The following is a 20154-nucleotide window of genomic DNA, read 5'->3' on the forward strand; positions in this document are numbered from 1 at the left end:
TCCTCAAGGCGAAAGTAGATAGCCGCTGCGATAGGCTTCGGTGCCCGCGACATGGGCGATCACCATGCCGGCAGTGGCCATGCGGCGCAGCGAGCGGGCATACATCAGCCCGGCTGTGGCGCAATGAACGGGAGTGACCAGATCGTTGACCGGATCAATGATCTCGGCGATCAGTTGCCCGGCTTCCAGGTATTCACCCGGCAATGCGGTGAACACCAGCAGCCCGCCCACCGGCGTGGCCACCGGCTCAACACCGGCCAGCGGTGTCGCCGGGTAGGGCAGCTCGGGCAGGGGCGCGGGTTCGCCGGCGATCGCGCCAAAATGGATCAGGTAATCGATCAGCGCCTGGCAGTCGAGGCTGGCCAGCGGGTGATTGACGTCGCCCTGACCGCGCAGTTCGACGGTCACCGAAAAACTGCCCGGCGGAATGTCGAAGTGCTCGCCGAAGCGTTCCTTCAACTGCCACCAGAGCAGGGTGAAGCATTCGTCGAACGACTGGCCGCCGGAGTCGGTTGCCAGCAGGCTGGCTTCGGCGCCGATGTAGCGGGCCAGCGGCTCGACCTGCGGCCAGGCTTCAGGTGTGGTGTAGAGGTGGGCGACCGCTTCGAAATCGCAATGCAGGTCGAGCACCATGTCGGCGTCGCAGGCCAATCGTTGCAGGGTCAGGCGCTGGGATTGCAATTGGGTGGCGGCGGTCTGCCGGGCCAATGCATCGCGCAGGTTGCTGCGGATCAATTGCAGGTTGTGCTGTGGATCGCCACTGAGCTTGCCTTCGATCGCGTTGCCGACTTCTTCACTGAGGTCGACGAACCAGCGGTTGAAGTTCTGCCCGCTTTCCAGCTCGTAGCGGCCCAGCGGCACATCCATCAGTACCTGTTCCAGCCCCACCGGGTTGGCGACGGGCACCAGTACGATTTCGCAGCGCAAGCGACCGGCGGCTTCCAGCTCTGCCAGGCGCTGCTTGAGGTGCCAGGCCACCAGCATGCCGGGCATCTCGTCGGCGTGCAGGGAGGCCTGGATGTAGATCTTGCGGTTTGCCGGTTGTGGGCCGAAGTGAAAACTGTGGATCTGTCTCGCGGTCCCCGGCAGCGGGGCCAGCAGGTCATGTTTCTGGTGGCGCATCTGTTGTTTCCTGAAACTGGTTGAGACCTAGTGGGTCGGCCCGAGGAAGGCCAGCCATCGGCGTTCGGCAAGACGGAACAGGCCGACCAGCGCAAAAGTGACGGTCAGGTAGATCAGCGCGGCGATGCCGAACGACTGGAAGGTCAGGAAGGTCGCCGAGTTGGCGTCCCGCGCGACTTTCAGGATGTCCGGGATGGTCGCGGTGAAAGCCACGGTGGTCGAGTGCAGCATCAGAATCACTTCGTTGCTGTAGTAAGGCAGCGAACGGCGCAAGGCCGACGGCATGATCACGTAGGCATACAGTTTCCAGCCAGTCAGCCCGTAAGCCTTGGCCGCTTCGACTTCACCGTGGTTCATGCTGCGAATGGCCCCGGCGAAGATCTCCGTGGTGTAGGCGCAGGTGTTCAGGGCGAAGGCCAGGATCGTGCAGTTCATCGCATCGCGAAAGAATGCGTCCAGTACTGGCTGGGCCCGAATGGCGGCGAGGCTGTAGATCCCGGTGTAGCAGATCAGCAGCTGGATATACAGCGGCGTACCGCGGAACAGGTAGGTATAGAACTGCACCGGCCAACGGATGTAGAAGTGCGGCGATACACGGGCGATGGACAGCGGGATCGACACGATAAAACCGAAGAAGATCGAAGCGCTGAGCAGCCACATGGTCATGGCCAGGCCGGTGATGTTGTTGCCGTCGCTATAGAGGAAGGGTTTCCAGTATTCCTGCAGGAGTTCGATCATCGTACGGCCTCCCGGGTCCCGGCGGAGTAACGACGTTCGAGCCAGCGCAGGATGAAGTTGGATGCGCTGGTGATCACCAGGTAAATCAACGCGGCAAGCACCAGGAAATAAAACAGCTGATAGGTACTCTTACCGGCGTCCTGGGCAGCCTTGACCAGGTCGGCGAGGCCGATGATCGACACCAGGGCCGTGGCCTTGAGCATCACCATCCAGTTGTTACCGATACCCGGCAGGGCATAACGCATCATCTGCGGGAACACCACGATCCAGAAACGCTGGCCGCGCTTGAGGCCATAGGCGGTGGCCGCTTCGACCTGACCCCGTGGCACCGCGAGAATCGCGCCACGGAAGGTTTCGGTGAAATAGGCACCGTAGATGAATCCCAGGGTAATGACCCCGGCACTGAACGGGTTGATCTCGATGTATTCCCATTCCATGTAATCGGTAAGCGACGTCAGCCAGGTTTGCAGGCTGTAGAAGATCAGCAGCATCAGGACCAGATCCGGAACGCCGCGAATGAGTGTGGTGTAGAGCTGGGCAGGCACGCGCATCAGTTTGACTTTTGACAGCTTGGCACTGGCACCGAGCAGCCCGAGCAACACGGCTACCAACAGCGACAACGCCGACAACTTGATCGTCATCCAGGTGCCTTGCATCAGCAGCGGACCGAAGCCCTTGAGGCTGAAGGCAGAGAGCCCCAGATTTTCTAATAGGTTTTCGAACATAAATCAGCAACCTGATCGGATGAAAAAAGCGCCCATCGAGAGATGGGCGCCGGGCATTATTTGCCGCTGTACAGATTCAGATCGCCAAAGTGTTTCTTCTGAATGGTGGCGTAGGTGCCATCATCGTGTAACGCTTTGATACCTTTATCCAAAAGTGCTTTCAGCTCGGTGTTACCTTTCTTAATGCCGATGGCTGTTTTGGCTGGCAGCAAAGCGTTGTCGACCGGCTTGCTGACGTCGTAGTCGGCACCCTGTGGCGACTTCAGGAAGCCCAGTTCGGCTTGCAGCATGTCCTGAATACCTGCGTCGAGACGACCGGAGGTCAAGTCGGCATAGACTTGATCCTGGTTGGCGTAGGCCTGGGTTTTCACGCCGGCCTTGTCCAGAACGGCTTTGGCATAGGCTTCCTGAATGGTGCCTTGTTCGTAGCCGACGGTCTTGCCCTTGAGCGAGGCGACGTCTTCAGTCACGCCAGAACCTTTCTTGGACACGTAGGCGGTAGGGCCGGAGAACAGTTCGCTGGAGAAGTCGATGACTTTTTCGCGGGCTTCGGTAACGGTCATCGACGAGATCACACCGTCGAATTTATTGGCTTTCAGGCCCGGAATCATGCCGTCGAAATCGCTTTCGACCCATTTGCACTTGACCTTCAGCTCGGCGCAGATCGCGTTCCCCAGATCGATGTCGAAGCCTACCAGGCTGCCATCGGCCGCTTTCGATTCGAACGGTGCGTAGGAAGGGTCAACGCCGAAACGCAGTTCTTTGTACTCCTTCGCCATGGCGGAGCCAGCAGCCATGCACAACGCCAGTGCGGAAAGGGTCAGCAATGCTTTTTTCATTATTCAATCCCTAAAAACCAATATGAGCGCTCGTGGCGCAGAATTATTGTTACTGGAAAGCGTAAGACCTGTTGAAAGTAGCAATTTCCGAACCAGAGTGCCGAACAAGCGTTTAAAAGGTACTTGGAAATGGCCGGAGACAGATTTATGCACGAAAACGGGCGCAGGGAAATGGGTGCACCAAATCATCTCGCTACAAAAAACGGATTGACTGAGCGGGGTGTCAGTCTCTCCACCTCGTCGACACGACTTGTCCTTGCGTCAGGGCAACGGCGATGGCGGTCCGACATTCAACCTCTATGTTGAATGTCGGACCGCCATCGCGAGCAAGTAAAGGGCGGGTTACTTTCCTGGAGTCAGGGTCAACCGCGCCTTGCCATAGGCGTTATCGAAGTTCTGCGGCTGCATCGGCAGGCTCATGTACTGGCCCTTGAGCCACGGCTCGATGCTGTTGAGGTAGTTCGGGCTGGCCGGGTTGCCGGATTGGCCGGTGCCGTTCTGCGCCATCAGCGGTTCGGACTGGCCGAAGTCGACGATAAAGCGCATGGCTGGCGCCAGCGTGGTGTTGAAGTCCTGACCCCAGGCGAAGGCGGCTGTGTTGAGGGTGGTGTGATCGCCGCCGGCCGGCTGGGGGCCGCGTACGGTCTGGCCGCTGCTGTTTTTCCATTCATGGCGATGCAATTTGCCCCATTGCCAGGCGTTGTGATCACCGCCCAACTGGCTGTCGCCGGCGCTGATTGCGGCGGCGAGGCTGCGAGCGAGGATGGCCGGTTTGTCTTCTTTCTGTGCAGTGCGCACGTCATCCCAGAACGGGCTGTCCTCACGCCCGAGCAAGTGATCGGCCTGGGCCGCGTAGGACAACTTGCCTTCGGCGACAAAAGCTTTCCACGCCGGGCTGCTTTCAGGGCCCAGTTCATCGAGGAAGATCTGCCGCGTGCTTTCCTGCAGGAACAGTTCGTAGATGGCCGCATCGGTGGAGGCTGGGCCGAGCTTGCCATCGAACGCCATCAAGCGGCTATAGGCTTCGTGTGCCTTGGCGCGATCGGCCGCCGGCAAGGTCTCCATGGCGTGTTTGAGCGGCTGGGCCATGCCCGGCGCTTCAAACATTTTCTTCAGTTTGGCAGCGAAGGTAGTGGTCTGGTCGTATTGCATGGCGATCAGGCTGCGGCTGTCGTGCTTGCCTGCGCCGGCCAGTTCCGCCAGGCGCTCGCCGCGCTCCGGAGCCGCCCAGGAATTGGACAACTGCATGCCGTAGCCATGGGGAATGACCCGCTGGTTGGCGGTGCCGAGCCAGCCTTGGGCCGGGTCCTGGTCGTACGGGTGCAGCATCGGGTCGGCGTAACCGTCCCAATCGTAACGACCTTCCCAGCCCGGTGAGGGCAGCAGGCCTTCGCCTTCACGACGGTTCGGGTAACGACCGGTGACTTGCCAGCCGATGTGGCTGGCGTCGGCGAACACCAGGTTCAGCGCAATGGCGCGGATTTCGCGGCTGGCATCCGAGGCTTTCTCGACGCTCTGGGCGCGGGACAGGTCGAAGAACGCGTCCAGGGTTTTGTCGTCGGTGAAGTTCGGCGTCTGCAAGGCCAGGCCGAAACCATTGGCCAGCGTGGTGCCCTGGGCGCTGTTGAGCAGAGGGCCATGGCGGGTTTCGTACACGGCTTCGCGAATCGGCCGCTGGCCTTTGACGAAATAGGTTTCATTGCGCACGATCGCCGGCTGCCACTTCCCGGCGTTTTCGTAGGTAAGCCCGTTGCCCTGGCGCTTGATCTTCTCCAGGAACAGGTCCTGGTTGTCGCCCATCACGGACGTCATGCTCCACGCCACCTTGCCGTTGAAACCGCCAAGCACCATCGGCAGGCCTGCGATGGTCACGCCGGACGCCTGATATTTCGGCGCGCGAATCTGCACGTAACTGAACAACGAAGGCACGCCCAGCGGGCCGTGACTGTCACTGGCCAGCAGGCTCTTGCCGCTGCGGCTGCGTTGCGGGGTGATGGCCCAGTTGTTCGACGAGGTGGCGCCGAGCAGGTTGAGGTCCGACAGTTGCCCGGTGGCCTTGCTGAGTTCGGCCAGCCCCGGTACTTGCCCGTTAAGCTTGAGGCCTTGCAGTTTTTCGCTTTCGGCGACCGGCAGTTTTTCGTCGGGAGCCGACGGCGTCAGCCACGCCAGTTTGTCGGTGGTGACGGTCTGGGCCAGTACCAGCGAGGAAATTTCTTCCGGCAGGTTGGTCGACTGGCTGAAGTTCAGCAGGCAGAAAATCAGCGCCGAATCCTCCGGCTGCCAGTATTCAGGCTTGTAGCCGGTGGCTGCCAGATCTGCCGGCAGCTTGTCGCGGTAGCGGAACAGGTAGGCGTTGACCCCGCGCGCATAGACTTCGAAGAAACGCTTGAGGCGCGGCGAAGAAGCCTTGTACAACTCGCCGGCACTTTTCTTCAGGTTGACCGCCCGCATGTAACGGTCGGCATCCAGCAGGTCGGCACCGTGCATCTCGGCCAAACGGCCCTGGGCCAGCAGGCGCAGGGTGACCATCTGCGTGATGCGGTCGCTGGCATGCACGTAACCGAGGGTGAACAGCGCGTCGTGGAAGCTGTTGCTTTCGATCAGCGGCACGCCCATGGCATTGCGGCGCACCGAAACGCTCTGCGCCAGGCCCTTGAGTGGCTGTACGCCGGAGGTCGGCGGGAGGGTGTCCTGGGCGCTGAAGTTCTGACAACCGGTCAGGCTCAACACACCGGCCACTGCTGCGGCAACGCCGAACCGGGGTAGAAAATGAGTAAGGGCTGGCGAGGCCATGGCAAAGCTCCTGCGGGGGTAGAGGCGGCGGCGCGCAATAAAGGCGCTACGTTAGTGAGCGGGAGGTGGCCGCGCAAGCGGGGTACAAGGTTATTTCAGGATTTGTCTGATAAACCGAAAAGATCGCAGTCTTGCCAGTGGCAATGGGGGATGTTGAAGTGCGACACGCTCAACAATCCAGGAGAACAGTCGGCATGGAGCTCAAGGCAAACGCGGCACTGATCATCATCGATCAACAAAAAGGAATCCTGCATCCCAGGCTCGGCCGCAGGAATAATCCTCTGGCCGAAGAGCGCATGCTGGAATTGCTCGGCCATTGGCGGCGCACCGCCAGGCCGGTGATCCATGTGCAACACCTGTCCCGCTCGGAGGATTCGGTATTCTGGCCGCAGCAGTCGGGAGTGGAGTTTCAGGAGCGGTTTCAGCCAATGGCCGGTGAACGCTTGATCCAGAAGCAGGTGCCCGATGCGTTTTGTTCAACGGGGCTGGAGGCGCAGTTGCGCGAGGCGGGGATCGGGCAGTTGATCATCGTGGGTGTCGCGACCCACAATTCGGTGGAATCCACGGCGCGTACAGCGGGCAACCTGGGGTTTGATACGTGGGTGGCCGAGGATGCGTGCTTTACCTTCGACAAGGCTGATTTTTTCGGCCATGCCCATAGCGCCGAAGAGGTGCATGGGATGTCGTTGGGGAATTTGCATGGTGAGTATGCGACGGTGGTCAGCGCTGCGTGTGTATTAAAGGCAGATTAAAAACCTGTAGGAGCGAGCCTGCTCGCGAAGGTGTGTCAGCGACACAGATGTCGACTGACAGTCCATCGCGAGCAGGCTCGCTCCTACAGGGGAATGCATCAAGCGCCGTGGCACTTCTTGAATTTCTTGCCGTTGCCGCACGGGCACGGATCGTTGCGGCCGACATCTTTCAGGGCATTGCGCACCGGTTCCTGATGAGCGTGGCCGCAGTTCGGACCGTGGACATGGCCGTGGTCGTGATCATGGTGGTGATGGTCATGATCGTGGTTGCAGTCAGGGCCGTGGACGTGGGGTTGCTGGGTCATCGGTGTTGCTCCGGAATTAAATCGGCGGCGATTATCACGCCATTGCGCGCCAGGTGCACGTAGTGGGCGATGAATATACCGGTTTCCAGTTCACCTTCCAGACGATAGGGAATGGGCTGATCGGATTTTTTCAGCAGTTTGGCCATTTCACGGACCTTGGACCACAGGTTGGTGCGGATCGGCACCTTGAAGTAAGCGCTGTGCCTGGGGCTGATGGTGAACCAGTGTTCGTACTCGCCGTCGGCCAGCAGTATGTCACCCAGGTGAACGCGATACTCCAGGCTGCGCACGGTCAGGTCGCTGTCGTTGGGGTTGTCGATGCGAAAATGCAGGAGGAATTTCTGTTCCAGCAGTTTGGCGCTGACCACCTCGATTTTCACCAGATGGACCTCGGGGTCCGGCAAGTCGTCGTCGAACCATGACGCACAGCCACCAAGTCCCAGTGTCAGGAACAACGTGAGCAGACAGAGTGCGCCGCGGCGGATGATCATCGTGGTGTTTCTCCCTTGAACACCAGTCTAGACCCAAAGGATCGCAGCCTTCGACAGCGCCTGCGTGGCGGGCCGTCTATGCATGTCCTAACTGCTGAAGTACCCCGCACAACACTTCTTGAACTTTTGCCCACTGGCGCACGGGCAGGCGTCATTGCGCCCGAGTTTGAGTTGTACGGTGGGGTCGATGAAGTACCAGCGCCCGGTGTTCTGTACGAACGATGAGCGCTCTCGATGGCTGTGCTCGCCACTGCTGTCGTGCCAGCGCGCGGTGAAGGTCACGAAAGCGTGTTCAGGCTGGCCGCCCAGCACTTCGGAGCTTTCCACTTCAAGGCCCAGCCATGTACTTTGCGCGCTCCAGTCGCTGATCGATTGACGGTCCAGACCGGCCTGCTGGGCGGGCAGGGTGGTGGCCACCAGATAGTCGACCAGCCCCAGCACGTAGGCGCTGTAGCGCGAGCGCATCAAGGCTTCGGCGCACGGTGCCGGGTGCCCGGCATGGTAGTGGCCGCAGCAGGCGTCGAGCAGGGTGCCGCTGCCGCAAGGGCAAATGGATGTACTCATTGCATTACCACCAGTATTTCCCGAAGTTTTCCGGATTGGCCCAGAAGCGCGAATTGAGCCAGTCGGGGACTTGTTTGTATTCAAGCAGATCGTAGGTGAACAGGGTCAGGACCTGTTCGTCCCGTTGAAAGCGTTCGCTGGCTTGCAGTGCCAGGGAGAAAAAGTCCGTTTCCTGCCAGCCACAGGCCGGCAGATCCGCCAGCACTGCGATGCGGCTGGCGTTGAGGTTGCGGATGCCGCCCAGCAGGTTCAGGCCCTCGCGCTTGGGCAAATGCTCCAGGCAGTCGACCACCAGGGCCAGGTCGAAACGGCGGGCCGCCAACTCGTCGGGCAACGGCCCGGGGGACGCGAAAGCGACACTGCTGTCTGGGTGAGCGAATTTGAAAGCTTCCAGTGCCGGGAACTCGCTGGCGCCGATCAACAACAGGCGCGCGGGGGCATATCGGTCGAGTAACGCGGCCAGTGCCTGTTGTGGCGTGCGTGAAGAAATACCTGCAATCATCGAAGATCCTCAATCAGATCTGCCAAGACTAGCCTGCCCTAACGTTCGGGCCTAGAGCGCCTTGGTGACAAAAGCGCCAAGCTGCCGTTAATACGCGAATAAACAGCAGGGTTTATTGCTGGCGGAGTTTAAAACTCGGGTCTTTACTACCTGAATCGGTTCTAAGCCGATCCTTCAGGAGAAAACTAGATGAGCATAGTTCGGACAGCATTACCCTTGGTTCTGCTAACCAGTGTCTTGACTGGTTGCGCAGGTTTGCAGAAAACCGACTGGCCGACCTGTGCGGCAGTGGGTGGTGTCGTGGGTGCGGGCCTCGGTGCGACCGAAAGCTCGGCATGGGCAGGGTATGGTGCTCTGCTCGTCGGCGGTACGGCGGCGGCTTATTGCTGGGTGCACGGTGATGGCGACGAAGACGGCGATGGCGTGCCGGATAGTCGCGACAAGTGCCCAGGCACGCCAAAAGGCGTTCAGGTCGATGCCAACGGTTGCCCACCACCTGCGCCTGTGGTCGAAGAAGCGGTTGTGGTTCAGGAAGAAACCATCGTCATCCGCGATGTTCACTTCCAGTTTGACAAAGCCACGCTTACCTCGTCCGACAAACAGGTACTCGACAAGATTGCCACTCGCCTGAAAGCCGAAGCCCCTACCGCTCAACTGACCGTGACCGGCCATACCGACAGCGTGGGCAGTGACACCTACAACCAGAAACTGTCGGATAAACGCGCCCACTCGGTGGTTGAATACCTCATCGAGCAAGGCGTACCTCGCAGCAACTTCGTCTCGGTTGTCGGTGCCGGTGAAAGCCAGCCGGTTGCGGACAACAAAACCGCTGACGGTCGTGCACAGAACCGTCGTACCGAAATCAAAATCCAGCGTTAAGCTCCCCTCGCATCCGCGCCTTGTGCAGTCGCGGATGCGGGTCTTTACTCCTGTGTAACCGGTATTGGCCGGTACACAGGAGCTTTCAATATGATCGTTCTCACAAGGACCGTCTTGCCGGTTCTGCTACTTGGCAGCCTCTTGACCGGCTGCGCAACCCACAGCGATGGCACTGCCCCCCTCAATCAACGCACCTGGCCAATTTGCAGCCTCATCGGCGGCCTGGTCGGTGGTGGTCTGGGCGCAATCGAGAGTGGTGGTTGGGCCGCGGGTGGGGCGGCGCTGGGTATCTTGTCCGGCGGCTTGATATGCTATGCCCAGGATGGCGACGAAGACGGCGACGGCATTTTCGACCGGCGCGACCGTTGCGCTGATACTCCCGCCAGTACCCCGGTCGACCATCGCGGTTGCCCGGTGCCGCAGTACCCGGATAGCGTCCAGGTCGAGCCTGCGCAATCCGAAGTCATTACTCTGAGCGATGTACTGTTTGTCTTCAATCAATCCGAGCTGACCCCGACGGCGAAGAGTCAACTGGACGCGTTGATGAGCAAGTTCGAGGATGCCGATGTGGTCAGCATCAAGGTGGTCGGTCATACCGATAGCGTCGGTTCGGATGCCTATAACCAGGCCTTGTCGGAGCGGCGTGCCAGCAGCGTGGCGGAATACCTGTTGAGCCAGGGTGTGGCGCCGAACAAAGTCACCAGCGAAGGCAGGGGCGAGAGCCAACCGATTGCCGACAACGAAACAGAAGAAGGCCGCGCGAAAAACCGTCGCGTGGAGCTGCATATAAACCGCTGAGCCAAGAGATAGAGCCGTCGGGCGACGTGTGTGATCGCTGCGACGGCCGTTTGGCGGCCTTCATGAAGAATTTTCCGTTGCCCTCTGGCTTATCCCGCGTGGAAGCCGTTACTGTGCGCGCAAACAATAATTCTCATCGGGGGCGCGTATGAAAGTCATATGGGGACTGGGGCGGTTACTGACCTTGCTGTTCTGGGCGGTAGCGCTGGTCAATCTGCTCATACCGTTTGTCTTTCCGCTGCACCCGTTGGTCAATCTGGCCGGCGGCCTGTTGGGAGTCATCCATCTTCTGGAAGCGTTGCTGTGCTATCGCAGCCTCCGGGGTCGTGCCCATCCCTGGCTTGACCGCCTGAAGATCGTCATTTTCGGCGTATTCCACCTGCAAACCATTCCAGCCCCCACCGCTTCGAAGGCTTCCCATGCGTAAACTCTGTCTGCTCGCCGTACTCATAAGCCCATTGGCCAGCGCACAGGTGGTGAGTGTCGAAACCAACTCGCTGATGCGCTTGCCCAACACCGCCAGCACCCTGCAACTGGAACGCCTGGAAGTGGCCGATTACGGCACCTTGCTGATTCCTTCGAACGTCACGGAAGTCACCGTGGGTGAATTGCATCTGGGGCGCGAAGCGCGCATAGCCATCGTGCCGGGGGAACAGGCGCTGGCGCTGAAGGTCCGTCGCGCTGACTTGTCCGAAGGCAGCCAGATCACCTCCCGTGGCGCCCCCGGGACTTACCAGAAGGCCGCTCGATCCGGGCGCAACCTTGATTTGCAGATCAAGGCACTGAATGCAGCGCAGTTGATCGTTGATGCCCGCGGTGGTGCGGGCGCACCGGGGTTCGTTGGCCTTGATGGGGCCAACGGCCAGGAGCCGGGCTGCACCTGGGGTCAAGCGGGGCGCGGTGCCGATGGCAGTGATGGCAGCAATGGTCAGCCGGGAGCACCGGGGGCGCTGGTCAAACTGGCCGTGCCGCACGACTTCCCGGCAGACCGGATCAAGGTTCAGGTGGCTGGCGGTGCCGGTGACCTGGCCGGCCCTGGCGGCAAACCTGGCGCGGGTGGCAAGGCCAAGGGCTGCCTGATTTACAAGACCGATGGCGGCAAGAGCGGTAAGCCTGGGGCTGACGGGCAGCCGGGGCCGGAAGGTGCGGCGGGTTCGGTGACGGTACAGCGGATGTAAGCAATCGCCGAAATGTGAGCTGTCTGTCAGACCGCTATCGCGAGCAAGCTCGCTCCCACAGGATCTGTACAGCCCCTGTGTGCGAGCTTGGTCCGTGCGGCGATCCGACGATGCTTTTAGAGCATCGGCCGAGCGGCGGCAATCGCCACCAAAGCCAGCCCCACCAACAGATTGATCCCCACCAACTTGCGGATCCGACCCAGCACCGCTGCACCAGCGGGCCAATCCTGTTCGGCCACCGCGGCGCGCAGTTCGGGCAGCATCAACGCCTGAATGCGGATAAACAGCGCGGTCATCACCACATACAAGCCCATCATCACCTGCACATAACGTGGCGCAGTTTCAAAGCCACCGAAGTGCATGTGCAGCATGCCCACGCCGCTGACTGGCAACAGCACCACCGCCACCCAGACCCAGCGGAAAAAACCTTGAAACACTTCTACCCACAGCTTCAGCCGGGCAGGGCCTTCAAGTGCTTTGATCGCAGCGGGGCGCAGGACCATCCAGGCGAAAAACATGCCGCCGACCCAGACCAGGGCCGCCAGTACATGCAGGCTATAAATGAGGCTAAAAGGTGTCATTGGGTTACTCCGTTCTGCGCGGGATTCATTAGCGGGGTATGATAGCCGCCGAACCGAACCACTGAAAATTTATCCAGCGTTTTTTGCGCCCGACAATCCATGATCAGCACTGAACTCAAAACCACGATCCAGGGCGCCTACTCGCGTTTTCTCGAAGCCAAGAGCCTCAAGCCGCGTTATGGCCAACGCCTGATGATCGCCGAAGTCGCCAAGGTCCTGGGGGACATCGACACCGATGACGAAGGCCGGCGCAGTGGCGACCCCGCGATTGTCGCGGTGGAAGCCGGCACCGGTACCGGCAAGACCGTGGCCTACAGCCTGGCGGCGATCCCGACCGCCAAGGCTGCCGGCAAGCGCCTGGTGATCGCCACCGCGACCGTGGCCCTGCAAGAGCAGATCGTCTACAAGGACTTGCCCGACTTGATGCGCAACAGCGGGCTGAATTTCAGCTTCGCCCTGGCCAAGGGGCGCGGGCGCTATATGTGCCTGTCCAAGCTCGACATGTTGCTCCAGGAAGGCCACGCGCAAACCGCCACCGCTCAGTTGTTCGAAGAAGAAGGCTTCAAGATCGAGGTCGACGAGGCCAGCCAGAAGCTGTTCACCAGCATGATCGAAAAACTCGCCGGCAATAAGTGGGACGGCGACCGCGACAGTTGGTCCACCGCCCTGGAAGACGCCGACTGGGCACGGCTGACCACCGACCACAGCCAGTGCACCAATCGTCATTGCCCGAACTTCGGCCAGTGCGCCTTCTACAAGGCCCGCGAAGGCATGGGCAAGGTCGACGTGATCGTCACCAACCACGACATGGTGCTGGCCGACCTGGCCCTGGGCGGCGGCGCCGTGCTGCCCGATCCGCGCGACACCCTCTACGTGTTCGACGAAGGTCATCACCTGCCGGACAAGGCCATCGGCCACTTCGCCCATTACACGCGCCTGCGTTCCACCGCCGACTGGCTGGAAACCACCGCCAAGAACCTCACCAAGCTTCTGGCCCAGCACCCGCTGCCGGGGGACCTGGGCAAGTTGATCGAGCAGGTGCCGGAGCTGGCGCGGGAGATCAAGACCCAGCAGCAGTTCATGTTTACCGCCTGCGAGCAGATTGCCGATTTCAAACCCGGCGAAGACGTCGAAGGCCGCGAGCGCCCGCGTCACCGATTCGTCGGCGGGGTGATTCCCGAGCACATGCGTGAAATGGGCATCGAACTGAAGAAAGGCTTCGCGCGGCTGACCGATCTGTTCACCCGCCTGACCGAGTTGCTCAAGGAAGGCATGGACGGCGAGGTCAACATCGGCATCGCCAGCAACCAGGCCGAGGAGTGGTATCCGCTGTTCGGCAGCCTGTTGTCGCGTTCTTCCGGCAACTGGGAGTTGTGGACCGCCTTCACCGTCGAAGACCCGGAAGACAACCCGCCCATGGCCCGCTGGCTGACCCTGGCCGAGAGCGGTTCGCTGTTCGACATCGAGGTCAACGCAAGCCCCATCCTCGCGGCGGAGATGCTTCGCCGCAACCTGTGGAACGTGGCCTATGGCTGCCTGGTGACGTCGGCGACCCTGACTGCCCTCGGCACCTTCGACCGCTTCCGTATGCGCGCCGGCCTGCCTAAAAAGGCGGTGACGGCGGTGGTGCCGAGCCCCTTCCATCACGCTGACGCCGGTGTGCTGCGGGTGCCGAACCTGAACGCCGATCCCCGTGATGCAGCGGCGCATACCGCCGCGATAATTCGCGACCTGCCTGAATTGGTCGAAGGCTCGCGGGGCACGCTGGTGCTGTTTTCCTCGCGTAAACAGATGCAGGACGTGTTCGACGGCCTCGACCGCGACTGGCGCAAGCAAGTGTTCATCCAGGGCAACCTGTCGAAACAGGAAACCCTGAACAAGCACAAGGCGCGGGTCGATGGCGGCGATTCCAGCGTGCTGTTCGGCCTGGCGAGCTTCGCCGAAGGGGTCGACTTGCCCGGTGCCTATTGCGAGCACGTGGTGATCGCCAAGATTCCGTTCTCGGTACCCGATGATCCGGTGGAAGCAGCTCTGGCCGAGTGGATCGAAGCCCGGGGCGGCAATCCGTTCATGGAAATCTCCGTGCCGGACGCCTCGCTGAAGCTGGTCCAGGCCTGCGGTCGCTTGCTGCGCACCGAAGAAGACCGCGGCACCATCACCTTGCTCGACCGGCGCCTGGTGACCCAGCGCTATGGCAAAGCCATCCTCAACGCGTTGCCGCCGTTCCGTCGAGAAATTTCCTGAAACACCGGTGGGCAGTTTTGCCCACCGTGTTGTCTATCTCTCTGCCATCGCTTTTCCACTGGCCCATTGAAGGTCGTTAGGGAGAAATTCGTTCTCATGATTTGCCGTTCGTTGCCTGCCGTTTTTGCCCTGATGTTCGCAACACCGCTATTGGCCGCCCCCGCCAGCCAGCAGACGCTGTTCAATTTTGTGCGCCCCGCCGACGTGGTCCAGGTGGCGACTCAGGACGCCAGCCTGCCGCAATCCAACGCCGAGCAAACCCCCGAGGGCGAAGTGCTGCGCCGGGTGACGTTCAACCCGGTCGCCCGGCCGACTTTGCGCCTGACCCCGCAAACCGGCGCCTGGGACTGGTCGCAGTCGGGCGCGATGAGCCTGCGGATCCAGAGCGCGATGGACTGGGCCTTGACCCTGTACGTGACCATCCAGAGCAACGACGGCAAGACCCTGGTCAGCCGCGTCGATCTGCCGGCGGGGCCTGCGCAAACCCTGTTGGTACCGCTGCAAGCGACATCGCCGTTGAGCCAGGGCATGAAGGCTGGCCCGCCGATGCCGATGACCGTCGAGGGCCAGCGTGTGTTGCTGGCCAGCAGCGCCGGTGAACTGGATCGCAGCCAGGTGGTGTCGGTGAGCTTGTCGATGGACCAGCCCAAAGCCGCGCAAAGCATCCTGCTGGAACGCTTTGGTGTGCAGAACGGCGAGTCGGTCACCCAGGCCGTGTATGGCGGATTGGTGGATGCTTACGGCCAGTCGACCCGGGCCAAATGGCCGGAAAAAATCAGCAGCGACGAACAACTGAAAAGTGCTGCCAGCAAGGAGCAGCAGCAACTGAAAACCTGGCTGGCTGAGCGCGAAAAGTCCTCCCTGGACAAGTTCGGTGGTTTAAACAAAGGCCCGACCTTCAAGGCCAGCGGCTTTTTCCGCACGGAAAAGCGTGATGGTCGCTGGTACCTGGTGACGCCCGAGGGGCACCCGTTCTATTCCCTCGGGGTCAATACCGTGGCGCCGGATGTCAACCAGACCTACGTTGCCGGTCGCGAGTGGATGTTCGAATCCTTGCCCAAGGCTGACGAGGCGCTGGCCAGTCATTACGGAGATGGCGACAACCGTGGCGGCAACGGTGCCGATCAAGGGCGCGGCTACAATGCCGGGCGTTGGTACGACTTTTACGCTGCCAACCAGCAGCGCCTGTATGGCGATCCTTGCGCGCAGGGCAAAGAAACCAAGGCCGGCGTCGCCGAAACAGCCAAGTCCGAAGCGACGGCAGCGCCGAATTCCGTAGAACCGTGCAAAACGCTATTCGACGAGCAGCGCTGGGCCCGCCACACCCTCGATCGCTTGCAGGCCTGGGGCTTCAACACCGTCGGCAACTGGAGCGCACCCGTATTGGGCGACGCTGATCGTGTGCCTTACACCTTGCCGTTGTCGATCGTCGGCGACTACGCCAGCATCAGCACCGGCACCGACTGGTGGGGCGGCATGCCGGACCCGTTCGATCCGCGTTTTGCCATGGCCACCGAGCGTGCAGTGGCGATTGCTGCCCGCGACCATCGTGACGATCCGTGGCTGATCGGTTACTACGCCGACAACGAACTGGCCTGGGCCGGTCCAGGCGATGATCCGAAAGCCCGTTATGCCCTGGCCTACGGCACTTTGAAAATGACCACCGACGTGCCGGCCAAGCGCGCGTTCCTCAAGCAACTGCGTGACAAGTACCGCAATCAGGCTGGCCTGTCGAAAGCCTGGGGCATTGATCTGCCAGCCTGGGAGCTGATGGAAGATCCGGGGTTCGTGCCACCGCTTCCGAGCGCCGAGCACCCGGAAATCGAAGCCGACTTCAAATACTTCCAGAAGGTCTTTGCCGACACTTACTTCAAGACCATCTCCGATTCACTCAAGTGGCACGCGCCGAACCAGCTGCTGCTCGGTGGCCGTTTCGCGATCAGCACGCCGCAAGCGGTGGAGTCCTGCGCCCAGTACTGCGACGTGTTGAGCTTCAACATGTACACCCTGCAACCCCAGGATGGTTACGACTTCGCCAAGTTGCGCAGTCTCGACAAACCGGTGCTGATCACCGAGTTCAATTTCGGCTCGGCTGATCGTGGCCCGTTCTGGGGTGGCGTCACGCCATTGGCGAAGGAGGAGGAGCGCGGCCCGGCGTACGTCAACTTCCTCAAGCAGGCATTGAGCGAGCCGTCGATTGTCGGCGTGCATTGGTTCCAATACCTCGATCAACCGGTCACCGGGCGCTTGCTTGACGGTGAAAATGGTCACTTCGGGTTGGTGGGCATTACTGATCTGCCGTTCCAGGGTTTTGTCGACAGCGTGCGCAAGAGCAACCTGGCGACAGTCGAGCAACTGGGCAAAGAGGCCGAGAAGGCTGCCGCCGCCGACAAAGCCAGTCACGACGCCGAGGGCGGCCGCAAGGCCGAGGCCGGCAAGGGGCCGGGGAAGGGCGCCGGTGGGCATTCCGGCAAAGGTCACTAAGACCCGAAACCGCGTCATCGTTCTTCGCGAGCAGGCTCGCTCCCACTTTGGAATGCATTCTCCTGTGGGAGCGAGCCTGCTCGCGAAGACATCATTAGCATCACTGTTGCATTTTGGACCGGTAACACGTTGACCGCCCGGCCCAACCCTGTTCCCAAAACCCTCAAGGGCTGGAACAATGCCGACCACTTTGTAGAGCGTTAATCCGGGGAGTTACGGGTGCAGATTCAGGGTCATTACGAGCTTAAGTTCGAAGCGGTGCGAGAGGCGTTCGCGGCGCTGTTCGACGATCCTCAGGAGCGTGGCGCAGGGTTGTGCATTCAGGTCGGCGGCGAAACCGTCGTCGATCTGTGGGCCGGCACTGCCGACAAGGATGGGGCCGAGGCCTGGCACAGCGACACCATCGCCAACCTGTTCTCCTGCACCAAGACCTTCACCGCGGTCACCGCGTTGCAATTGGTGGCCGAAGGCAAGCTGCAACTGGATGCCCCGGTTGCGCGCTACTGGCCCGAATTTGCTGCAGCGGGCAAAGCGTCCGTCACCCTGCGTCAACTGCTCTGCCATCAGGCCGGCCTTCCGGCATTGCGCGAGTTGCTGGCCCCCGAAGCCCTTTACGACTGGCAAACCATGGTTGACGCCCTGGCCGCCGAAGCGCCGTGGTGGACGCCGGGCGAAGGCCACGGTTACGCGGCGATCACTTATGGCTGGCTGATCGGCGAATTGCTGCGCCGTGCCGACGGTCGTGGACCGGGGGAATCCATCGTCGCGCGGGTCGCCAAACCGTTGGGCCTGGACTTTCATGTGGGTCTGGCCGACGAAGAGTTCCATCGCGTGGCCCACATTGCGCGGGGCAAGGGCAATGTCGGCGATGCCGCTGCCCAGCGCCTGTTGCAAGTGACCATGCGTGAGCCAACGGCCATGACGACCCGGGCGTTCACTAACCCGCCGTCGATCATGACCAGCACCAACAAACCCGAGTGGCGACGCATGCAACAGCCGGCCGCCAATGGTCATGGCAATGCCCGCAGCCTGGCCGGATTCTACGCGGGCCTGCTGGACGGCAGCCTCCTGGAAAGCGAAATGCTCGATGAATTGACTCGCGAGCACAGCCTCGGCGAGGACAAGACTTTACTGACCCAGACCCGTTTCGGCCTGGGCTGCATGCTCGATCAACCGGACGTTGCCAATGCCACCTTCGGCCTTGGCCCGCGGGCGTTTGGTCATCCGGGTGCCGGCGGCTCCATCGGTTTTGCCGACCCGGAGCACGATGTGGCTTTCGGGTTTGTGACAAATACCCTGGGGCCGTACGTCTTGATGGACCCGCGCGCGCAAAAGCTGGTGCGGGTTCTGGCCACTTGTCTGTAAAAACGACTATCGGGTTCCAGGGCTGGAACCCGTTAGCCTTTCCAGTTTCAAAGCGTCTGCTTCTACCGGCCAATGTGGCCTGATTTTTTTGACTTCATTTTTGTGGATATCCAATGTCATCCAATAAAACCCTCGCTTTGGCCCTGTGCTTCGCTATTACCGGTTGCGCACAGACTCCACAGAAAGACGCGACGGCACCTGTCGCCAAGACTGAAAGCGGTAGCCACTGGTACTGGCCGTTCGGTTCCGACGACAGCGCCGGCAAGCCCGTGACCAAGCCGGAGGTAAAACCTGAAGTCAAACCCGTTGCGGTGACCAAGGCCAAAACCGATAGCGGCAGCAAGTGGTGGTGGCCGTTCGGCGGTAGCGAGCAGAGCACCGCCAAGGTTGTACCGATGCCAGACCCGAAAGTCACCCAGGCCTGGCTTGACGACTACGAACCGCGACTGCGCGAGGCGGTCAAGGGCAGCAACATGCAACTCGAGCGCCGTGAAAACGTACTGGTGGTGACTGCGCCGGTCGAAGGCTCGTTCAACCCTGATCGTCCGGCCATGCTGCTGCCAGTCACGCTCGGTCCGTTCACCCGCGTTGCCAAGATCCTTGAAGCCGATCCAAAGACCGCTGTGTTGATCCTCGGCCACAGCGATACGTCCGGCGCTGCGCCTGCCAACGTCAAACTCAGCCAGGAGCGTGCCCAGTCCGTTGCGGCGATTTTCCGTCTCAGTGGTTTGCAGCGTGATCGCTTGATGCTGCGTGGTCTGGGCGGTGATGCACCGCGTGCCGCCAACGACAGCGTGCAGGGTCGTGCGTTGAACCGTCGCGTGGAACTGCTGGTGACCCCGCAAAACACCATGGTCGCACTGCTGAGCAAGTACAACATGCCGGCTCCAGCACCTGTGACCATGGTTGCCGCCGCGGACGCCAAGCCGGTCGCCAAGCCTGTGACACCGGCCCCTGCGACTAAAAAGGCTTCGGTTCCGGCAACGAAAAAAGCCCCCGCGAAAAAAGCATCGGCGAAGAAAGCGCCTGCGAAAACCGCAACGCCGGCAAAAAAGACCACGCCAGCCAAAGCCTCGACGGCTGACAAGAAAGTCGCCGCCACCGATACTGCAAAGCAGTGATTCGTTAACCAAAAGGAATGCGCCATGACCCAGGGCCTGGCTGATATGCGTCGTGACTACACCCGTGATGGCCTGACCGAGGCTCAAGCCCCGGCCGAGCCGTTCGCTCTGTTTCACCAGTGGTTCGCCGACGCGGTGAAAACCGAGCAGGCACCGGTGGAAGCCAACGCCATGACCCTGGCCACCGTCGACCAGGATGGTCGACCGCACTGTCGCATTCTGTTGCTCAAGGGCCTGGACGAGCAGGGCTTCACCTTTTTCACCAACTACGAAAGCGCCAAGGGCCAGCATCTGGCCGCGAATCCGTTCGCGGCCATGACGTTTTTCTGGCCGGCGCTGGAGCGCCAGGTGCGCATCGAAGGGCGGGTGGTGAAGGTGACGCCTGAGGAGTCCGACGCCTATTATCAGGTCCGTCCACTGGGCAGTCGCCTGGGGGCCTGGGCGTCACCGCAGAGCCGGGTGATCGCCGATCGTAGCGAGCTCGAAGCGCTGCTCAAGGACACGGAGCAACGTTTCAGCGACACCCAACCCCATTGCCCGGAACACTGGGGCGGTTATCGCCTGCTGCCGGAGCGCATCGAGTTCTGGCAGGGCCGCCCAAGTCGCCTGCACGACCGCCTCAACTACCGCCAGCAGGGCGCCGACTGGATTCTTGAACGTCTGGCACCCTGAG

20 protein-coding genes are annotated in these 20154 nt (G+C 61.1%); 10 read left to right on the forward strand and 10 right to left on the reverse strand.

Annotation, left to right across the window (positions count from 1 at the left end; translation table 11 throughout):
- Positions 1-3: 3 nt before the first annotated feature.
- The 5 genes from AC3ITA_RS06025 to AC3ITA_RS06045 all read right to left on the reverse strand — a co-directional run bounded on the left by AC3ITA_RS06025 (position 4) and on the right by AC3ITA_RS06045 (position 6217).
- Positions 4-1122, reverse strand: a complete 1119-nt coding sequence (locus AC3ITA_RS06025; RefSeq protein ID WP_095943916.1) for a succinylglutamate desuccinylase/aspartoacylase family protein — start codon at positions 1120-1122, stop codon at positions 4-6.
- 27 nt (positions 1123-1149) lie between these two features.
- Positions 1150-1860 (reverse strand): ABC transporter permease, encoded by a 711-nt coding sequence (locus tag AC3ITA_RS06030; RefSeq protein WP_046029299.1) that lies wholly within the window; start codon positions 1858-1860, stop codon positions 1150-1152.
- Positions 1857-2585, reverse strand: coding sequence for an ABC transporter permease (locus tag AC3ITA_RS06035; protein ID WP_095943917.1), 729 nt, complete (start codon positions 2583-2585; stop codon positions 1857-1859). Before AC3ITA_RS06035 ends, AC3ITA_RS06030 begins: the two co-directional genes overlap by 4 nt.
- 56 nt (positions 2586-2641) lie before the next feature.
- Complete coding sequence (locus tag AC3ITA_RS06040; protein WP_056720873.1) at positions 2642-3424, reverse strand: transporter substrate-binding domain-containing protein; 783 nt, start codon at positions 3422-3424, stop codon at positions 2642-2644.
- A 342-nt stretch (positions 3425-3766) separates the two neighbouring features.
- On the reverse strand, positions 3767-6217 hold the full coding sequence (locus tag AC3ITA_RS06045) for a penicillin acylase family protein (RefSeq protein WP_489279745.1): 2451 nt from the start codon (positions 6215-6217) through the stop codon (positions 3767-3769).
- Between the two features lie 194 nt (positions 6218-6411).
- Between AC3ITA_RS06045 and AC3ITA_RS06050 the strand changes: the two genes are divergently transcribed.
- Entirely contained in the window at positions 6412-6969 is a 558-nt protein-coding gene (locus tag AC3ITA_RS06050; protein WP_095943919.1) for a cysteine hydrolase family protein, read from the forward strand.
- Positions 6970-7067: 98 nt separating this feature from the next.
- Here AC3ITA_RS06050 and AC3ITA_RS06055 read toward each other — a convergent pair whose 3' ends face one another.
- The 4 genes from AC3ITA_RS06055 to AC3ITA_RS06070 all read right to left on the reverse strand — a co-directional run bounded on the left by AC3ITA_RS06055 (position 7068) and on the right by AC3ITA_RS06070 (position 8831).
- Entirely contained in the window at positions 7068-7274 is a 207-nt protein-coding gene (locus AC3ITA_RS06055; RefSeq protein ID WP_007955014.1) for an SEC-C metal-binding domain-containing protein, read from the reverse strand.
- Complete coding sequence (locus tag AC3ITA_RS06060; RefSeq protein WP_150673129.1) at positions 7271-7765, reverse strand: LEA/WHy family protein; 495 nt, start codon at positions 7763-7765, stop codon at positions 7271-7273. Before AC3ITA_RS06060 ends, AC3ITA_RS06055 begins: the two co-directional genes overlap by 4 nt.
- Positions 7766-7852: 87 nt before the next feature.
- Positions 7853-8329, reverse strand: a complete 477-nt coding sequence (locus AC3ITA_RS06065; RefSeq protein WP_095943921.1) for a YchJ family protein — start codon at positions 8327-8329, stop codon at positions 7853-7855.
- Between the two features lie 4 nt (positions 8330-8333).
- The gene (locus tag AC3ITA_RS06070) at positions 8334-8831 is read right to left on the reverse strand and encodes a DUF6231 family protein (RefSeq protein ID WP_414929184.1); all 498 of its coding nucleotides are present in this window, start codon (positions 8829-8831) and stop codon (positions 8334-8336) included.
- A gap of 189 nt (positions 8832-9020) precedes the next feature.
- Here AC3ITA_RS06070 and AC3ITA_RS06075 point away from each other — a divergent pair, with 189 nt between their 5' ends.
- The 4 genes from AC3ITA_RS06075 (at position 9021) to AC3ITA_RS06090 (ending at position 11686) form a co-directional block, all read left to right on the forward strand.
- The gene (locus tag AC3ITA_RS06075; protein ID WP_008052136.1) at positions 9021-9710 is read left to right on the forward strand and encodes a PA1041 family peptidoglycan-binding anchor lipoprotein; all 690 of its coding nucleotides are present in this window, start codon (positions 9021-9023) and stop codon (positions 9708-9710) included.
- 90 nt (positions 9711-9800) lie between these two features.
- A complete protein-coding gene (locus AC3ITA_RS06080; protein ID WP_489279748.1) occupies positions 9801-10508 on the forward strand; it encodes a PA1041 family peptidoglycan-binding anchor lipoprotein in 708 nt (235 codons plus the stop codon).
- A gap of 148 nt (positions 10509-10656) precedes the next feature.
- Positions 10657-10935 carry a DUF1145 domain-containing protein gene (locus AC3ITA_RS06085; protein WP_095943924.1) on the forward strand — a complete coding sequence of 93 codons (279 nt, stop codon included), beginning with the start codon at positions 10657-10659 and terminating at the stop codon, positions 10933-10935.
- On the forward strand, positions 10928-11686 hold the full coding sequence (locus AC3ITA_RS06090; RefSeq protein WP_489279749.1) for a collagen-like triple helix repeat-containing protein: 759 nt from the start codon (positions 10928-10930) through the stop codon (positions 11684-11686). Before AC3ITA_RS06085 ends, AC3ITA_RS06090 begins: the two co-directional genes overlap by 8 nt.
- A 116-nt stretch (positions 11687-11802) precedes the next feature.
- Here AC3ITA_RS06090 and AC3ITA_RS06095 read toward each other — a convergent pair whose 3' ends face one another.
- Entirely contained in the window at positions 11803-12267 is a 465-nt protein-coding gene (locus AC3ITA_RS06095) for a CopD family protein (protein ID WP_095943926.1), read from the reverse strand.
- Positions 12268-12366: 99 nt separating this feature from the next.
- On the opposite strand from AC3ITA_RS06095, the gene dinG reads away from it, so the two are divergent.
- The 5 genes from dinG to pdxH all read left to right on the forward strand — a co-directional run bounded on the left by dinG (position 12367) and on the right by pdxH (position 20153).
- Positions 12367-14511: an ATP-dependent DNA helicase DinG gene (gene dinG, locus AC3ITA_RS06100; RefSeq protein WP_095943927.1), complete on the forward strand. Its 2145-nt coding sequence runs from the start codon at positions 12367-12369 to the stop codon at positions 14509-14511.
- Positions 14512-14607: 96 nt separating this feature from the next.
- Complete coding sequence (locus tag AC3ITA_RS06105; protein WP_489279750.1) at positions 14608-16995, forward strand: beta-galactosidase; 2388 nt, start codon at positions 14608-14610, stop codon at positions 16993-16995.
- A gap of 219 nt (positions 16996-17214) precedes the next feature.
- Positions 17215-18360 carry a serine hydrolase domain-containing protein gene (locus AC3ITA_RS06110; RefSeq protein ID WP_095943929.1) on the forward strand — a complete coding sequence of 382 codons (1146 nt, stop codon included), beginning with the start codon at positions 17215-17217 and terminating at the stop codon, positions 18358-18360.
- A gap of 113 nt (positions 18361-18473) precedes the next feature.
- The gene (locus tag AC3ITA_RS06115) at positions 18474-19481 is read left to right on the forward strand and encodes an OmpA family protein (RefSeq protein WP_489279752.1); all 1008 of its coding nucleotides are present in this window, start codon (positions 18474-18476) and stop codon (positions 19479-19481) included.
- Between the two features lie 24 nt (positions 19482-19505).
- On the forward strand, positions 19506-20153 hold the full coding sequence (pdxH, locus tag AC3ITA_RS06120; RefSeq protein WP_095943931.1) for a pyridoxamine 5'-phosphate oxidase: 648 nt from the start codon (positions 19506-19508) through the stop codon (positions 20151-20153).
- The last annotated feature ends 1 nt before the right edge of the window (position 20154 follow it).

The sequence above is a fragment of the Pseudomonas sp. GL_090 genome, assembly GCF_057837765.1.

Excerpts from the sequence above, each read along its gene's own strand:
- AC3ITA_RS06025 (WP_095943916.1), bottom strand. The coding sequence starts at position 1,122 with ATGCGCCACCAGAAACATGACCTGCTGGCCCCGCTGCCGGGGACCGCG.
- AC3ITA_RS06030 (WP_046029299.1), bottom strand. The coding sequence starts at position 1,860 with ATGATCGAACTCCTGCAGGAATACTGGAAACCCTTCCTCTATAGCGAC.
- AC3ITA_RS06035 (WP_095943917.1), bottom strand. The coding sequence starts at position 2,585 with ATGTTCGAAAACCTATTAGAAAATCTGGGGCTCTCTGCCTTCAGCCTC.
- AC3ITA_RS06040 (WP_056720873.1), bottom strand. The coding sequence starts at position 3,424 with ATGAAAAAAGCATTGCTGACCCTTTCCGCACTGGCGTTGTGCATGGCT.
- AC3ITA_RS06045 (WP_489279745.1), bottom strand. The coding sequence starts at position 6,217 with ATGGCCTCGCCAGCCCTTACTCATTTTCTACCCCGGTTCGGCGTTGCC.
- AC3ITA_RS06050 (WP_095943919.1), top strand. The coding sequence starts at position 6,412 with ATGGAGCTCAAGGCAAACGCGGCACTGATCATCATCGATCAACAAAAA.
- AC3ITA_RS06055 (WP_007955014.1), bottom strand. The coding sequence starts at position 7,274 with ATGACCCAGCAACCCCACGTCCACGGCCCTGACTGCAACCACGATCAT.
- AC3ITA_RS06060 (WP_150673129.1), bottom strand. The coding sequence starts at position 7,765 with ATGATCATCCGCCGCGGCGCACTCTGTCTGCTCACGTTGTTCCTGACA.
- AC3ITA_RS06065 (WP_095943921.1), bottom strand. The coding sequence starts at position 8,329 with ATGAGTACATCCATTTGCCCTTGCGGCAGCGGCACCCTGCTCGACGCC.
- AC3ITA_RS06070 (WP_414929184.1), bottom strand. The coding sequence starts at position 8,831 with ATGATTGCAGGTATTTCTTCACGCACGCCACAACAGGCACTGGCCGCG.
- AC3ITA_RS06075 (WP_008052136.1), top strand. The coding sequence starts at position 9,021 with ATGAGCATAGTTCGGACAGCATTACCCTTGGTTCTGCTAACCAGTGTC.
- AC3ITA_RS06080 (WP_489279748.1), top strand. The coding sequence starts at position 9,801 with ATGATCGTTCTCACAAGGACCGTCTTGCCGGTTCTGCTACTTGGCAGC.
- AC3ITA_RS06085 (WP_095943924.1), top strand. The coding sequence starts at position 10,657 with ATGAAAGTCATATGGGGACTGGGGCGGTTACTGACCTTGCTGTTCTGG.
- AC3ITA_RS06090 (WP_489279749.1), top strand. The coding sequence starts at position 10,928 with ATGCGTAAACTCTGTCTGCTCGCCGTACTCATAAGCCCATTGGCCAGC.
- AC3ITA_RS06095 (WP_095943926.1), bottom strand. The coding sequence starts at position 12,267 with ATGACACCTTTTAGCCTCATTTATAGCCTGCATGTACTGGCGGCCCTG.
- dinG (WP_095943927.1), top strand. The coding sequence starts at position 12,367 with ATGATCAGCACTGAACTCAAAACCACGATCCAGGGCGCCTACTCGCGT.
- AC3ITA_RS06105 (WP_489279750.1), top strand. The coding sequence starts at position 14,608 with ATGATTTGCCGTTCGTTGCCTGCCGTTTTTGCCCTGATGTTCGCAACA.
- AC3ITA_RS06115 (WP_489279752.1), top strand. The coding sequence starts at position 18,474 with ATGTCATCCAATAAAACCCTCGCTTTGGCCCTGTGCTTCGCTATTACC.
- pdxH (WP_095943931.1), top strand. The coding sequence starts at position 19,506 with ATGACCCAGGGCCTGGCTGATATGCGTCGTGACTACACCCGTGATGGC.